General features: G+C 61.8%; 13 protein-coding genes and 1 tRNA gene. 3 read left to right on the top strand and 11 right to left on the bottom strand.

Annotated elements, in window-relative coordinates; translation table 11 throughout:
- Window positions 1–87 precede the first annotated feature (87 nt).
- The 9 genes from N2600_RS23495 to N2600_RS23535 all read right to left on the bottom strand — a co-directional run bounded on the left by N2600_RS23495 (window position 88) and on the right by N2600_RS23535 (window position 12,240).
- Window positions 88–1,617: an ABC transporter substrate-binding protein gene (locus N2600_RS23495; protein ID WP_260297539.1), complete on the bottom strand. Its 1,530-nt coding sequence runs from the start codon at window positions 1,615–1,617 to the stop codon at window positions 88–90.
- 150 nt (window positions 1,618–1,767) lie between these two features.
- Window positions 1,768–2,688 carry a LysR substrate-binding domain-containing protein gene (locus tag N2600_RS23500; RefSeq protein ID WP_260297540.1) on the bottom strand — a complete coding sequence of 307 codons (921 nt, stop codon included), beginning with the start codon at window positions 2,686–2,688 and terminating at the stop codon, window positions 1,768–1,770.
- A gap of 56 nt (window positions 2,689–2,744) precedes the next feature.
- Window positions 2,745–3,740: a P1 family peptidase gene (locus N2600_RS23505; RefSeq protein ID WP_260297541.1), complete on the bottom strand. Its 996-nt coding sequence runs from the start codon at window positions 3,738–3,740 to the stop codon at window positions 2,745–2,747.
- Window positions 3,741–3,973: 233 nt separating this feature from the next.
- On the bottom strand, window positions 3,974–4,168 hold the full coding sequence (locus N2600_RS23510) for a hypothetical protein (protein ID WP_003544544.1): 195 nt from the start codon (window positions 4,166–4,168) through the stop codon (window positions 3,974–3,976).
- A 523-nt stretch (window positions 4,169–4,691) separates the two neighbouring features.
- Window positions 4,692–7,613, bottom strand: a complete 2,922-nt coding sequence (locus N2600_RS23515; RefSeq protein WP_260297542.1) for an aminotransferase — start codon at window positions 7,611–7,613, stop codon at window positions 4,692–4,694.
- 119 nt (window positions 7,614–7,732) lie between these two features.
- The gene (purU, locus tag N2600_RS23520) at window positions 7,733–8,617 is read right to left on the bottom strand and encodes a formyltetrahydrofolate deformylase (RefSeq protein WP_018070299.1); all 885 of its coding nucleotides are present in this window, start codon (window positions 8,615–8,617) and stop codon (window positions 7,733–7,735) included.
- Window positions 8,618–8,832: 215 nt separating this feature from the next.
- Window positions 8,833–9,849 (bottom strand): acyltransferase family protein, encoded by a 1,017-nt coding sequence (locus N2600_RS23525; protein WP_260297543.1) that lies wholly within the window; start codon window positions 9,847–9,849, stop codon window positions 8,833–8,835.
- A 46-nt stretch (window positions 9,850–9,895) separates the two neighbouring features.
- A complete protein-coding gene (locus N2600_RS23530; protein WP_260297544.1) occupies window positions 9,896–11,188 on the bottom strand; it encodes a hypothetical protein in 1,293 nt (430 codons plus the stop codon).
- 2 nt (window positions 11,189–11,190) lie between these two features.
- Window positions 11,191–12,240, bottom strand: coding sequence for a glycoside hydrolase family 5 protein (locus tag N2600_RS23535; protein WP_260297545.1), 1,050 nt, complete (start codon window positions 12,238–12,240; stop codon window positions 11,191–11,193).
- A gap of 135 nt (window positions 12,241–12,375) precedes the next feature.
- On the opposite strand from N2600_RS23535, the gene N2600_RS23540 reads away from it, so the two are divergent.
- Together N2600_RS23540 and N2600_RS23545 are read left to right on the top strand one after the other, a co-directional pair.
- Complete coding sequence (locus tag N2600_RS23540; protein ID WP_260109836.1) at window positions 12,376–13,983, top strand: GumC family protein; 1,608 nt, start codon at window positions 12,376–12,378, stop codon at window positions 13,981–13,983.
- Window positions 13,984–14,042: 59 nt separating this feature from the next.
- A complete protein-coding gene (locus N2600_RS23545; protein WP_260109837.1) occupies window positions 14,043–14,375 on the top strand; it encodes a hypothetical protein in 333 nt (110 codons plus the stop codon).
- Between the two features lie 123 nt (window positions 14,376–14,498).
- Here N2600_RS23545 and N2600_RS34495 read toward each other — a convergent pair whose 3' ends face one another.
- Both N2600_RS34495 and N2600_RS23550 read right to left on the bottom strand, forming a co-directional pair.
- Window positions 14,499–14,783, bottom strand: coding sequence for a poly(hydroxyalkanoate) granule-associated protein (locus tag N2600_RS34495; RefSeq protein WP_311202872.1), 285 nt, complete (start codon window positions 14,781–14,783; stop codon window positions 14,499–14,501).
- Window positions 14,784–15,011: 228 nt separating this feature from the next.
- A tRNA-Leu gene (locus N2600_RS23550) sits at window positions 15,012–15,098 on the bottom strand.
- A 168-nt stretch (window positions 15,099–15,266) separates the two neighbouring features.
- On the opposite strand from N2600_RS23550, the gene N2600_RS23555 reads away from it, so the two are divergent.
- Window positions 15,267–15,686, top strand: coding sequence for a BA14K family protein (locus tag N2600_RS23555; protein WP_260297546.1), 420 nt, complete (start codon window positions 15,267–15,269; stop codon window positions 15,684–15,686).
- Window positions 15,687–15,688: the final 2 nt, after the last annotated feature.

Here is a 15,688-nt window from a genome sequence, read left to right on the forward strand (position 1 = left end):
AGAGGGCTGCGCACTACATCGATCAAATGCATGTCGGTTCCCTCCAAGGCCCACGGCGTGCCAACCATTCGGCCCGGCCTACCTTTGTTACTCGTCCCAGGAAACACCAGACAGCACGTTGGAAGGGATCGGCTCGTTCTCCCACAGGCCCTTCAGCTTGCTATCCCAGACGCCGAGTTTCGGCATGACGAAGAGGTAGAGCGCCGGCACGTCCTCGGCGAGGATCTTCTGCGCTTCGCCGTAGATCGCATTCTGCGCGGCAGGATCGGCCGTCTCCTGGACCTTCTTCATCAGCGCGTTGAAAGCGGGGTTCTTGTAGTTGAAATAATAGGGATCGCGCCCATAGATGTCGATGTCGAGCGGCTCCGCATGGGCGATGATCGTCATGTCGAAGTTGCGATCCTTCATAATGTCCTGGACCCATTTCGCCGGAAATTCCGTCGGCTCGATATTCATCGTCACGCCGATCTCGGCAAACATCGCCTGTATCACCTGGGCGCTGCGCGGCGCATAGGCCATCTGCGGCGATTTGATCGTGAAGGTGAAGCCGTTGGGATAGCCGGCTTCGGCGAGCAGCGCCTTCGCCTTCTCGACGTCGTAGGGCAGCACATTGGTCATGTCCTGATAGCCCGGATCGTTCGGCGTGTAGTGGCTGCCAATCGGCATGCCCAAGCCCGACCAGGCGCCGTCAATCACCGTCTTGCGGTCGATCGCCATCATCAGCGCCCGGCGGACGCGTTTGTCGTCGAACGGCTTCTTGGCCGTGTTCATGCCGGCAACGACCTTGAGTTCGGTATTGCCGATCCTGGTGACGAGCCTCGCGTCGCCATCGAAAGAACTCATCAGCTCGGGTGCGGCAAATTCCGGAAACGCATCGAGATCGCCGGATTTCAGCGCAGCCGCCTGCGCCTGCGGATCGGCGATGAAGCGGAAGGTCACCGTGTCGAGTTTGGCGGCCGCATCCTTGTTCCAATAATCGGCATTCCTGGCGAGTTCGACTTTGTCGCCCTTCGCCCAGCTGGCGAATTTGAACGGACCGGTGCCGATCGGCGTCGTCTTGTCGTCGGCCGCCGTCTTCGGTGCGACTATCACCGAGGCCGGCCAGCCGAGCCAGTAGATCAGGCTGCCGGTCGGTGCCGAGAGATGCAGCACCAGCGTTTCGGCATCGGGCGTATCGATCGAGGCGATCGAGGCGAAGAAGCGCTTCTGCGGATTGACCGAATCGGCGCCGCGGGCGCGGTCCAGCGAAAACTTGGCGCCCGCGGCATCGAAGGCCTCGCCGTCATGGAATTTGACGCCGGTCTGCAGCTTGAACGTATAGGTCAGGCCATCGAGCGAGATTTCCCAGCTTTTCGCCAGCTGCGGCTGGATCTTACCGGCCTGGTCGATCGTCACCAAGCCCTCGAACACGTTTTGCCAGGTCACCTGGCCGATCGCGACCGGTGCTGCGATCGTCGGGTCGAGACCGGTCGGCTCGACGCTCATGCCGAGATTGAGGGTGGTCTTCGCCGCCTCGGCCGGCGTCATCGCCGTCATCACCAGCCCGGCCGAAAGTGCGGCACCCAGGGAAAGCCGCCTGAAGAAACGGGCTGAAGGCGCAAACGAAAGCTTGATCATCATGTTCCCTTGTCTGGCCGCGCGTCGATGACGAAGACCTTTTGCGAGGAGAGTGACACTATGCCGGTGCACACACAATGACGATTTTGTGTGCTCAGTGTAGCCGAAAAAGCTACACCGCAAATCCGCAGGCGATGCAAGCTCGAAGCGTCAGTCTTTCGTCCCGGCCCGGCGGTTCGTGCGCTCGCGCATGAACCTCTCGATGAAGTCGAGCAGTTTCGTCGCGGCGAAGGACAGCTGCCGGTCCGGCGCGACGCAGAGATCGACATGGGTGCGGATGCCGGCCTTGCCGGCGAGCGGAATGGCAAGGAGCTGACCCGCTTCGATCTCGCGGCGGACAGTCAGCGCCGGCAGCAGCGTGGCGGCAGCCCCGCTGAGCACCAGTTCCTTCAGCATTTCGAGCGAGCTGGTGACGAAGACGGGATCGAGGCTTAGCCCCTCCTTCTCGAACAACGCATCGAAGGCCTGGCGGAAGCCGAAGGATTGATCCGGCAGCGCCAAGGCGTAGTCGGCGAGCGTCCTCAGCGGGATCTCGGCATGCGCAGCGGCCGGATGCTGCGGCGTGGCGATGAGATCATAGGCGATCTCGGAGCGCAGCCGTACCTTGGTGCCGGACATAGGAGGCGCAAACAGCGTCACCGCAATATCCGCCTCGGCGCTGTTGACGGCGTCGACCGCCTGCCGCGCGCTGGTGATCGTCACGGCAAAGCGCAGCTTCGGATATTTCAGGCTGAATTCGGCGAGCGCCGGCGCCAGCAGATTGGCGACAGTCGCGCCATTGGCATAGATGCTGACGCGGCCCCGCTGCAGGCCCTTCAGGTCTTCGATCAGCTGCTGGACGTGATCGAGCTCGCGCAGCGTCCGGCCGGCGCGGGCGGCAAGCAGTTCGCCGGCGGCCGTCAGCTTGACGCCGCGGGCGCTGCGTTCGACGAGCGGCGCACCGAAATGATATTCGAGGTTCTCGATCTGCCGGCTGATCGCCGTTGGCGCGACATTGAGATTCTCGGCCGCCTGGCGCATCGAATTGGTCCTGACCAGTTCGTCGAAATACATCAGCGCCCGGATCTGCATTCACGTCTCTCCGCCATTCGGCATATTGGATCTGTAGAGAGTCCGACCCTATTCAATCAACCGCTACTCGCATAGCGGTCGCGCCAGGCCTTTTGCGCGCCCTCGACCGGCAGCGCGGTCGCCGCGTAGACCCCTCGGGCGATCGCCCGCGCCATGACGATAGTCGCGAGATGGCAAAGCTCCATCAGGCTCGCCATATCGTCTCTTCGATGCTTGGCCGTCGAAGCGGCAAAGACGGTGTCGCCGTCGAGCGGCAGGTGCGCCGGCAGCAGTGCCCGGGCGAGGCCGTCATGGCCGGCGAGCGAAAGCCGATGCGCTTCGGCCTTCGTCAGCTGCGCATCGGTCACGACAGCGCCGATCGTCGTCGCCGGGGTGTTCATGCCCTTGAGCCGCATCCGGTGGTCGGTCACATCAGGCATGCCGAGCCCGCCGAATTCCGCGTCTTTCTCGAAAGGCGCCGCCCAGAAATGTGGCCCGTCGCCGATCGTCGCCGAGCCGAGCGCATTGACGGCGACGATTGCCGCGATGCGGTGCCCGGCGCTGCTGACGGCGCTGGCTGAGCCAAGCCCGCCCTTGACGGTGGCCGTCGTCGCCCCTGTGCCGGCGCCTGTCGTGCCGAGCGCGAATGCGCCCTTGGCGGCCGCCTTCAACGCCGCATAGCCCATGTCGCGATAAGGCGAGTGAAGGCCCCAATCCTTGTCGCCGCCGTTCAGCAGGTCCATCAGGATTGCCTGCGGCACAATCGGAATACGCACCGACCCGACTGCAAAGCCGCGGCCGAGTTCGCGCAGGCCCGCCTGCACGCCGCCGGCGGCATCCAGCCCGAAGGCAGAGCCGCCGGAGAGCACGAAGGCATCCACGGCATTGACGGTCATCGACGGATCGAGCAGGGCGGTGTCGCGCCCGCCGGGCGCGCCGCCGAGCACGGTGCCGGATGCGACGGCCGGTTCGTCGAAGACGATGACCGTGACACCGGAACCGAGCGCAAGGTCGGTCGCATGGCCGACGGAAACGCCTTCGATGTCGGTAATGAGGTTCAGAAGATCGGGCAAGGGCGGATCCTTATCACGGAAAGGCGGCCGGTAGGACTGTACTGCATAATTCCTTAAATCGGAATCGATTTAAGGATAAAATTATGCAGAAATTCAAAGCGTTACAGCGTCCTTTGCGCGTCTGATAAAGACGCGCGGCGCTGTAATGCCCTCAAAAAACAAGACCGGCCCCATTTGGCGGGACCGGTCGGACATTACGAAAAGCCGTGAATGCTGATTGCGGCCTCTTGTCCTCAGGCATGAAGCGGCTTCGGATGACGGCGGGTCATCAGGTCATGGATAGCCAGCCGCACCTCGTCCGGCGAGCCGAAGCGCTGCTCGTCGAGGTCGTGGACATGAAATTTCACGGCGATGAACTTCAGCCGATCTTCATCGGGAATGACGATCCCGACGGGAACGCCTGCGTATTCGATAACTTGCTTCTTCATAGATAGAACTCCTGCCGCGCAACATGCGCAGCCATGGCGAATTGACTTGTCTGGTACCGTTGAAAGGAGGACGAACGTCACATTCGACAGTTCGGGCGGGAGAGGGCGCCCGGACGGTCATTGCCAAGCACAGATCGCCCAAGGAGATCGGCGAGAATATCGATGTCTATCATGCTCGTTCCTTATGTTGGCGTTGCACTTGAAAGGTCCCGGGTAGAGCCCGGAATCGGTGAAGGCTGTCTTCGATAATCTACTAACTTGGTAGAGATTACGCTATAGCCTGTCAGAAACATATTCCGAAACGTGTCAAAATATCGACGATCCGAAAAAATTCATTCCGTCGCAGTCCGAACTTACAGAAAGAAACATATCAGTCTTTCGTTAAATTCGCATGACAGAATCGGAAGTTCGATCGATCACCGCGGCAGACATAGGAAGCCTTGCCGTATCAAGCAATGGCCTGTTTCATTAAAAATCGACATGCCTCGAAATGACCGATTTGGTTAATGCCGGAAGCCCTGTGTCACCAGCCCTCTTCGAGTACCTTCTCCAGCATGTCCGCGAAGAAATCCGCGCTGTCGATGCTGATGCAGAGTGGCGGTTTGATCTTCAGCACATTCTGGTGATCGCCGGTCGGCTGCATGATGACGCCGAGTTCGAGAAGCCGGTCGCAGATGGCAGCCGTCTCTTCGGTCGCCGGCTCCAGCGTCGTTCTGTCGCGGACGAATTCGAGGCCGAGATAGAGGCCCATGCCGTGCACGGCGCCCGCAATCGGATGGCGGTCGATCAGCGCGGCTAGCCGCGCCTTCAGATGATCGCCGACCGTCCGGGCATTTTCCTGCAGCTTTTCCTCGGCCATAACGTCGAGCACCGTCATGCCGGCGATGCAACTGACCGGGCTGCCGCCGGTGGAGGAAAAGAAAGGGCCCTCCTTCTCCAGCGATTGCGCAATCTCCCGCGTGGTGATGACGGCGCCGAGCGGATGGCCGTTACCCATGCCCTTGGCGACGGTAATGATATCAGGCACGACCCCTTGCTGCTCGAAGCCCCAGAAATAATGCCCGAGCCTGGCATAGCCGACCTGCACCTCATCGGCGATGCAGAGGCCGCCGCGAGCGCGGACCTGCGCATAGATTTCCCTGAGATAACCGTCCGGCAGCGGGATGCCACCGGCATTGCCGTAGACCGATTCGCAGATGAAGCCCGCAAGGCCTTCGCCCGCAGCATCTATTGCCTCCAGCACCGGCGTCGCCATGCCGAGATAATCCGCTGCCGTATCGGGACCACGGAAGTCGCCGCGATAGGTGTTCGGCGAAACGACGGTATGCACCCAGTCCGGCCGGGTGGTCGGTGCCTGCGGATTGTCGGCGATCGAGGTGGAGACGGCGTCGCTTGCCGCCGACCAGCCATGATAGGCTTCGAGCAGGCAGAGCATGTTGCGCGCGCCGCTATGGGCTTGCGCCAGCCGAAGCGCCAGATCGTTCGCCTCCGAGCCGCTGTTGACCAGGAAGACCGCGTCGAGCCCGTCCGGCGAAAGGGCGGCGAGGCGTTCGGAAAATTCGGTGATCGCGGCATAGTGGAAGCGCGAATTCGTGTTGAGCCGCAGCCATTGGGCGTGGATTGCTGCCGCGAACCTGGGATGGCCATGGCCGAGAATGGTGACGTTGTTGACCATGTCGAGATAGGCGCGGCCTTCGACATCGAACAAATGCTCCTTCCAGCCGCGCTCGATCTGCGGCGCCGCCGCGTAATAGTTCTTCTGCGGCCTTGCGAGATGCGCCCGCCGCCTGGCGAAGAGCGCGGCGGTATCAGGTTGCGGCGCATCCGCTTGCGGGCTGAGAAGCAGCGAGGGTGAAGGGCAGAGCACCGACCAGGCCGCCGCCGCGCGGGGTGTGGAAAACAACGGTGGTTCAAGACCCGCGACGTTGCAAAGCTGGACACGCAGCCCGCCGAGCGACGAAGCCTCTCCGGTAACCGTGCCAAGCGGATCGCCGGCGGCAATCGCAGCTCCATCCTCGACCGAGAGGTCGAGCCCATCGAGATGCAGGGTCATGCTGCCGCTGGCGAGCGTCAGATGCTGGTCCTTCCAGCCGATACGGCCGGCAAAGGGCGCTGCAATCGCGCTGCCTGCGGCAAGGCATATGTCGACATGCAGGGCGCAGGTCGCCTGTCCCTTCGCGGTTCCCGCACGGGAAAGCCGATATTCGCCGTAGCGCGTCGCTGCCGTGCCGTTTTCGGTTGCTACACGGGCAAGCAGCCGCCAGTCCATGTCGGCATTTAGCCAGTTGCCGGCGGAAAAATGCGGGCTCCGCACCCCAAGATCGACATAGGCGATCCCGGCCGGATCGATGTCCGGCAGCAACGACAGCCATCCCGATGCTTCCGGGGCGGCGACATTTGCACCGGCCGCCCTGAGGATCGCGGCTTCCATAAGTTCGAAGGGAACGGACATCGCCGTATCGAAGATCGCCCGCTCGTGCTCGAGATTGCCGCGGACATAGTCATTATCGGGATCGACTGAAATCTGTTGCTCGCTGCTGGCGACGAGAATGACCGCGCGTGCGACGGTCAACGGCCAGAGCGCCTTCAGCTCATCGCCGGTCAGCGGATAGATCGCCTGATAGGCGGTGACGGCTGGCAGGATATGAAAAGGGTCGCCATCCGCCTGATGAAGCAGCGAAGCGCATGTGACGGCGAGGTCGCCGACCAGCCAGCCGCGGATGATATCGCCGAAATCGATCACCCCGTCGGGAATGGTATGGCCACGGGCGTCGCGGTGGCCGACGACATTGTCGCCGGTGACGTCATGATGCACGGCCTGCAGCCGAAGCGATGGGGCCAACGGCTGGATGCGGCGAATGGCCATCACCATGGTCTTGGCGATCCGGTCGCGCGCCGCACTATCGGTGATCGCGGACAGCAGCTGCACTGCGACCGGCCCGGCGCGCCTGAGATCCCATTGCAGGCTGCGGTCGAGACCGGGATGGTCGAAATCGGCAAGCGCCTGCGCCAGCCTGGCGCAGAGCGCGCCGAGGGCTGCAACGGATGCCGGCGCCAGATAGGTCAGCTCCGTCAGCCCCTGGCCTTCCAGATATTCCAGCAGCCGGACCTGATAGCCCTGCCCACGCACGGTAAGGACAACGATCTCCCGCCCTTCATTGCTGCGGATCACCTGTGGAACGCGCGGGGCATCTTGCCTGCTTTTGAGGTGATGGATCGCCGCATTCTGCGCTTCGAGCTCGCGGATCTCGTAGGCTGCATGGCAGATCTTCAGGACGTAGCGGCCACGATCGCTATCGACGCGATAGTTTCGATCCTGCTGGCTGCCGAGTTCGGTAAGCGTGCCGGAGAGGCTGTAATGAGCAAGGAGGATCTCTTCCGCGTCGCTGGCGGTGACGTCGGGACGCGGCAGCGCCATGCGATCAACAAGCGCCTCGTCGGTCATGACACCCCTCCGCTGCATGATTCGATTACCTATTGAAGGAGATAATCGAGTACTTGCCGCTGGCAGGCAACGGGAGATTGTCGTTCGCCAGCAAAAGAGATGCAGGGTCTAGGCGACGCTCAACCCATGCGTTCGGAGGCGTAACCGCCGGGGCTTGCCGGGAAGACCACGGTACGGTTGCCGTTCAGGAAGGTGCGGTGGTGGATATGGGCATGGATGGCGCGCGCCAGCACCTGGCTTTCGACGTCGCGGCCGATCGAGACGTAATCATCGGGCGACTGCGCATGGGTGATGCGCGCCGTGTCCTGCTCGATGATCGGGCCTTCGTCGAGATCGGCGGTGACGTAATGCGCCGTCGCGCCGATCAGCTTCACGCCGCGTTGATAGGCCTGCTTGTAGGGGTTGGCGCCCTTGAAGCTCGGCAGGAAGGAATGATGGATATTGATGATCCGACCAGACATCTTTTGGCACATCGCATCCGAAAGCACCTGCATGTAGCGCGCCAGTACGATCAGCTCCGTGCCGGTCTGTTCGACGATATCCATGATCTGGCCTTCGGCCTGCAGCTTGTTCTCCTTCGTCACCTTGATGTGGTGGAAGGGGATGTCGTGGTTGACCACGACCTTCTGGTAGTCGAAATGGTTGGAGACGACGCCGACGATGTCGATCGGCAGGGCGCCGATCTTCCAGCGGTAGAGCAGGTCGTTGAGGCAATGGCCGAAGCGCGACACCATCAGCAGCACCTTCATGCGGGCGTTGCCGTCATGGATCTCGGCATCCATGGCAAACCGCTTGCAGATCGGCTCGAAGCCTTCCTTGAGTTCGGCAAGCGGCACGCCTTCCTCGGAGATGAAGCTCACCCGTGTGAAGAACCTGCCGGTGTCGAGATCGTCGAACTGCGAGCTGTCGACGATGTTGCAGCCCTTGTCGGCCAGATAGCTCGAAATCGCCGCCACGATGCCGCGCGTCGACTTGCAGGATACCGTCAATACGTAACTTGTCATGTCTTTCCCTCTTCCCTCTCCAAGGCCGCCGCTGTGCTTAGATCAAAGCCCGGGCCGCGAATAGGCCGGCGCACTTTCATTCATGCGACAAATTGCAAGAGAAACCATCACGTTTGCGCAAGTTCTCTCATTGCTCAGTCTGAAGCTTAGGAGAAGTTGCGCGAAAAACTGTACCGTCAGCGCCGCTTGGATGCGTAATCTCGCCTTCGAGCGTTTTAGGCCGGCGGCCGGCTCGCCACCGCAACCTTGCGGCGCGGCGTGGTGACCTCATGGATGATCGCGCCGCCGATCGACGAGAGCACCAGCGAGAGGATCACGAAGAGCACCGGCTGCTGCAGCATGCCGATTGGCAGGCGGTCGGCGGCGACCCTGAGAAGGGCCAGCGCGAAGGCGTGGGTGATATAGATGCTGTAGGAGCAGTCGCCGAGATAGTTCAGCCATCCGACAACCGGCAGCCTGGAAAAATCGATGGAGATCGCGCCGTAGACGATGAAGATCGCCGGGATTCCCCAGGCATAGAACCGGCTTTCCGGCGGCATCAGCGCCTCGTTGATGAAGAGAAAGGCAAAGCCCATGGCAAGGGCCGCCCAAGCCCAGCGGCTCGGCAGCAGGATCTTCTGCCCGTAGAGCCAGCCGAGCACGACACCGGCGAGGAATTCCAGCATGATCGGTTCGCGGTAGAACCGGGTCACAGTCGTTTCCGGCAGCAGCCGGCAGGCGATCAGGATGACGGCAAAGACGGCAAACATCGCCGGGATGCGCCGAACTTCCTGTAGCGGCAATAGCAGCGCAAAGACGAAGTAGAAGAACATCTCGTAATTCAGCGTCCAGCCCGGAACGACCACCGGCGTGATCGTGCTGGGATCGGCGGGGTTGCTCCACGGCAGGAAGAACAGCGAGGCTGCGAGATGCGGCAGGTCGAACACCGTCGATTTCAGCAATGACGGGGCCACCAGCGCCACCGTCGCCGAAAACAGCGTCGCCAGCCAGTAGAGCGGCACGATCCTCCTGATGCGCCGGCGGGCGAAATCGACCGGGCTCATGGCGCGTCCGCTCGTTGTCAGCCACATCACGAAGCCGCTCAAGACGAAGAAGATGTCGACGCCGGTTTCGCCATAGATGAAGGCGGTGGCGTCGACGGCGGGATTGACCTTGGCAAGCTGCAATATCGCGTGGAAATAGACGACCATCAGCGCCGCGATGGCGCGCAGATATTGAAGCTGGACAAGCATCGAGCGTTTTGCTCCCTCGGGCTCGCGCGAACAGGCGCCGCTGCGGTCAACTCAATACATCTGCCGGACGACCCTGCCGGATGCGCGGGCTGTCGTGGAAGCGCATATGTCCGACGACGAACCACAGGAGACCGGCGATCTTCATCGAGAAGACCGCAGTTCCCCCGATCATCATATTCAGAAAAATGAAAAGAGAAAGTGAATGGGCGCAACGCCGCTGCGCCGCCGTCCGCCCGGCGGGAAAGAGGCAGACGAACAGCCATAAGGCGATGACGCCGAAGATCGTCGCCGCGTAGATCAGGTAGACATAGCCGCTGTCGGCGAATTCGGCGACCCGGTCGACCGAAAGCCCAAGAATGGCGAGCGGATCGAGCTCCATGATTTTCTTCATCGTTAGGTTGATGCGGCCGGTGAAATTGTCGCCGGTCGCATTGGGTTTCAGCACGTAGACGAGGAAGCCGGCGGCGACGATCAGCGGCATCAGCGCCAGATTGAAATTCTTCGGGATCTTCGGAAAGACGAAGTAGCCGACGATGCAGGCAAAGCAGAAGATCAGCATCGTGCGCGTGTCGTTCGTCACCAGGATCAGCACGGCCGTGCCGATCATCAGCAGCCGGTCCCAGCGGCCGAGTCTTTCCCACATCGAAATCAGGTAGACCGCGATCACGCCGCAGAAATTGGCGAGCGACACCTGTTCGAGGAAGATCGACGAGGAACGATGGTCGATGATGCCGAAGGAGAAGCGCTCGGGAAAGCCGAGCGCGTTCTGAAAGAGGCCCGTCGTGTTGTAGCTCAGCGGCAGCAGCCCGCGCGTGTTGGCGAAATAATCGGACGGGTGGACGATGCTGACGTAGAACGGCACGCTGACGATCTCGAAGATCAGGAAGATCATGACGGCAAGGCTTGCCCAGCGAAAGGCGAGCTTCATCGTTTTCTCGTTGCTCCAGCCGCCGAGCCCGGTAAAGCAGAAGATGATCAGCACGTTGCGGAAGTGATCGATGAACAGCATGCGGTTGAGCACGCTGACATAGATGGTCACGATGAGCGTGAACAGCAGGAACAGGAAGGCCGGCAGGTCGGTCTCGTAGATCCCCTTGTGCAGGATATAGATGATGGCGCTCGCCATGATCAGGCCTTCGCTGGCGGCGACATGCGTCATCGACAGCGGCACGACGTTGTGGTTGATGAAGGCGAGAATGCCGTTGTAGAGCACGGAGAGCAGGCCGAGCCAGAGCACCAGATGATCGGTGCGCGATGCCCTGCCGGCGGCATCGAACCGGTTGCCCGCTACAGTGGCGCCTACAGCGAATGTTGCTGTCCTGTGATCGACGACCGCCATTTTCATTTCCCCGCCGGCTTGACGGCTGAGCAAGTGCCGGTATCGGCTTTTGCCGCCTCGGCAAGAAGCCGCATCTGCGGGCGCTCGGGGCCTTTGCGCGGCTGGACGTTGAACGGCTCGTCCGCCGGCCACCATTCGCCCGCCGCCCAATAGGACCAGCCGAGCCAGACGTCGCTATTTCCGGACATGGTGGCGTAGATTTCGGTCAATCCGCTCATGCAGTCCTTGTCGGTGGAGGCGCCGAATTCGCCGAGGAAGCCGCGCTTGTGGTGCTGCTTCAGCCAGGCGGTAACGCTGGCGATTGCGTCGACCGCGGCGCCTGCACCTTCGCAGGTCGGATGGGTTCCGGAGGAATCGGCGTCGAGATACTGGTGGACCTCATAGGCGTAGAAGTCGAGCGGATCGCGCACGCCGAGCATCACCGTGCCGTTGGCGCCGCCGATCACATCCTTTTCCCAGCTGCCCGCGCCGCTCCATGCCGTGCCCGGCACCAGGATGAGGTTGCGCGCGCCAACGGCGCGGATGCTGCGGATCGCGGCATTGGCGGCATCCAGCCAGTCCGTTGCCTTGATGTCGTGCGGTTCGTTCATCAGGCCGAAGAGAACGCCGTCCTGATTGGCGAATTCGACGGCAAGCCTTGCCCAGAAATCACCGAAGGCGGCATCCGTCGCCGGCGCCGTGCCGACCTGGGTCTTGTCGTAATAGCCGAAATTATGCGGGTCGAGCAGAACCGCCATGCCGTGCTTGCGGATCAGGCCGATGGTATCTTTGATCCGCTTGAGCTCGTCCTCGTCGAGCCGTCCGCCGAGCGCCGGCTGCAGCCGCTCCCAGCGGAAGGGCAGCCGGATGATCGTCATGCCCTTCTTGGCGAAATAGCCGATAGTGTCTTCGCCGGGATAGGTGTAGTTGGTGCCGTAGATGCCGCCGCGCTCGCCATATTCGCCGCCGGACAAATTGACGCCGCGATAACAGGGAGCCTCGGTCGCAAAGGCCGGCGACGGGATCAGAGCGGCCGCAAGCAGCAGCGCTGTCAGATGTCGTATCGTCCTCATGGCCATCCTCGTTATCGCGGCAAATCGCAACATCGGCGTCGCTGACGTTATTTTAACGGTCCGTTAGCTAAGAATTTCTAAAGTATCGGCACCTCGGCTTCAGTCTTTCACGCTGGGCGGGACACGAGTGCGCGTATGAACCAGTATGACAGGAACAGGGTAAGCCGGCTCCCTGGCTGGCGCAGTTTTGAGCCGTCTCAGACTGCGCCGGAAGGCGTGCGCATGCGCAGTCCTGTCGTCCGTCCGGATGATTTCGTCCGGCCATCGCCCGAACCCGCGCCGCCACCCTTCGTGCCGCCGGCAAGCATTGCCGAAACCCGCCAATATGAGCGGCTGGCGCCTCCTCCTCCAAAACAGCCTGTCGTCGACGCGCCGTCGAATGCTGCGTCGGCACCTGGCGCCCCGCTTCTCGACCTCCGCTCCAGTATCGCCGCGATCTGGAGCCGGCGGTTGGTCGTGCTGGGCCTGGCCCTTCTCGGAGCTGTGGCCGGCGGGGCGGTGGCGCCGCGCATCGCCCAGAAATTCACCGCCGTCAGCAGCCTCTATTTCGACCCACGCCAGATCGGCCTTGCCGATGCCAGCGCGCAATCTTCGGGTCCCTCGCCGGAAATGATCTCGGCGCTGATCGACAGCCAGGTGCAGATCCTGACTTCGGGCAATGTGCTGCGCCGCGTTGCCGAAGCCATGAAGCTCGACCAGGATCCCGAATTCACCGGCGGCCGGACGGATGGCGCTGCCGTAATCGGCACTCTGCAGAAGGCGCTGGTGATCACCCGCGAGGCCAGCACCTATGTCGTCTCGCTTGCTGCCACGACCAACGATCCCGAAAAATCCGCAAGGCTTGCCAACCAGGTCGTCACCTCCTTCACCGAGGAGGAGGACAGCGCTTCGAACGGCATCTACGAAAACACCTCGTCGACACTTGACGGACGGCTCAACGACCTGCGCCAGAAGGTGCTGGAAGCCGAGCAGGCTGTCGAAACCTTCCGCGCCGACAACGACATGGCCGCGACCGAGGGGAACCTGATCTCCGACCAACGGCTCGTCTCGCTGAACACGATGCTGGTGACGGCACAGGAAAAGACCATCCAGGCGAAGGCCCGCGCCGATGCCGTCGCCAATCTCCGCGTCGAAGACATCGTCGCCGGCAACCAGGCGGAAGGCGGCGTCACCTCGCCGCTCGTCAGCCTGCGTCAGCAATATGCCACCCAGGCCGCCGCCGTCGGCAGCCTCGAAAGCCAGATGGGCACGCGTCATCCGCGCCTGCAGGCGGCCCGCTCCTCGCTGCAGAGCATATCAGGCGAAATCAAGGGCGAATTGCAGCGTCTCGCCACCTCGGCAAGGGGCGAATACGAGCAGGCAAAGGCCGCCGAGGACAGCATCGCCAAGGAGCTTGCCGTGCAGAAGGCGCTACAGGCGAGTTCGTCGGACAAGCAGGTGGAATTGAACGAATTGCAGCGCAAGGCGACGGCGGCGCGCGATATCTACGAGACGGTGCTGAAACGCTCCAGCCAGACGAGCGAGGAGCAGAACTTCAATCAGAGTAACATTCGCGTCATTTCGCCGGCCGAGCCGCCGGTCAAGGGAGACGGTCCCGGAAAGACGATTCTATTGATTGCCGGCGTCATCGGCGGTTTTCTCGCCGGTTTCGTCCTCGGCGCCGGCTTTGCGATCCTCGCCGGCCTCTTCAGCCATCCCGTCATCAGAAGTTATTTTAGGAAGTCCCCCGCTGCAGCCGCTTGATGACGGTCGTCGGTTTTCCTACATCGGAAGGACGGGTTATTGCCGGCAGGAGAGTTCCCATGCGGCTGTTGATGATGCTTCTGATATCGCTCGTAGCCGTGTCGAGCCTCGCCCCGGCGTTCGCCTTTGCCGTCGACTGGACGAAATCCGTCGATTCGGGCGTTCGGCCCCTCTATCCCTACAAGGGTCTTCCCGGCGTCAAGGCGCAGCCGGATAAGAAAGAGGAGGAATCTTACAACTGCCGCACCGAAACCGTGCAGATCCGCCGCCGTTATGACGAAATCTTCCGTTCCGGCGGCATGCCGACGCTGATCTATGTCTGCGAACGCGATGGCTTGATTACCACGGGTGGCAAAGTTCCGCTCCGCGGCCACTATCAGCCGGTGCGGTAAACGCTTCGGGTCGACGCCGTCCGATGACGCCCGCCCAGGCCGCAGCCAATCTCGGAATTCCGAAGTGCTATATAGATCATGGTGGGAATTCCCTGCCGCCACACCTTGGCCGGATGGTTGCGGCTAAGCCTCCAGACTAAGCTGGAGTGGAGTGTCGTCTGCCTCGGCGACCTTAGGCTTACGTTTTGTTGCCGCACGGCGTGGTGGCTTGGCGGTCTTCGGCAGAGTATCGGAGCCGAGCTCGCCTGCCTCGGAGCTGGGCAGCAGCAGGCCAGCCGTAGGCGCCGCAGCGGCTAGCTCAATGACCGACTTCGGGCGAGACATTTCAATGGCCGGCTCGGTGGCCGACACCTCGCGTGCCTTTGACGGCTCGGGTTTGCTGGCTGCGGATGTGGCGAATCGGATCATTGCAAGACTCCATTGCGTTCTCTTTATGTTCGCATTTGGAGATGGGTGAGTCAATGCAGGCCAGCTATCAAGAGCGGCGGGAATAAGCGTCCAGAAATGAGGACCTTGGGAGCTACCGAGCGAACAAGCCTTTGCGCGCATCATGACTGGCCTTTGTTGCAAGGCACCTGCGCAACTTTAGTTTGGAAAGGCTTAACTCCTTGATCTTGGTAGCGATCAAGAATGGAATGGTGCCCAGAAGAGGACTCGAACCTCCACACCCTTTCGGGTACCAGCACCTGAAGCTGGCGCGTCTACCAATTCCGCCATCTGGGCGACGGAGAGCGATGTAAGGGGGTGGCCCCTGACTGTCAACTGGGTTTTTGAAGTTTTTCTGACAGTTGGCGAAAAAGCAGCCAATCACATGCAAGGGAGCGCCGAAGGGTGGGCATAGCGCTCCCGTTGGCACGCCCTATATAGAGGAAATACCGAAAGGAATGCCTCATGCTTGCTCCCCATACGCTTCTGCTCGCCGGTCTCTTGGCCGTTTTGTCACCCGCCATCGCCGGGGCCGATTCGCTGAAGCTGGGCAAGCCGGGCATCGGGCCGCTTAATACGGGATCGACGCTCTGCGATTTTCGCGGCTGCTTCGGGTTCGGGCCGCAGCAATGGCATCGCCCCGCCTATGTCAAGCCGAACTATCGTCCGCGGGGCTCGGGGCCGACCTATTATCGGCCGGGCGCTGCCGGGCCGCCGCAGCTGACCTATGATCCGCCGCCGGTGCAAAGGGTGCAGCCGAAGCCGCGCGACATGAATAGCCATGCCGCTTGGTGCAGCAACGAGTACCGCTCCTACAATCCGCGGACGGATCGTTTCCTCACTTATGAGGGCATCTACAAGACCTGCCGATCGCCCTACCGCTGAGC

It is taken from the genome of Rhizobium sp. WSM1274 (assembly GCF_025200775.1).
In the GTDB taxonomy this organism is placed as follows: domain Bacteria; phylum Pseudomonadota; class Alphaproteobacteria; order Rhizobiales; family Rhizobiaceae; genus Rhizobium; species Rhizobium leguminosarum_I.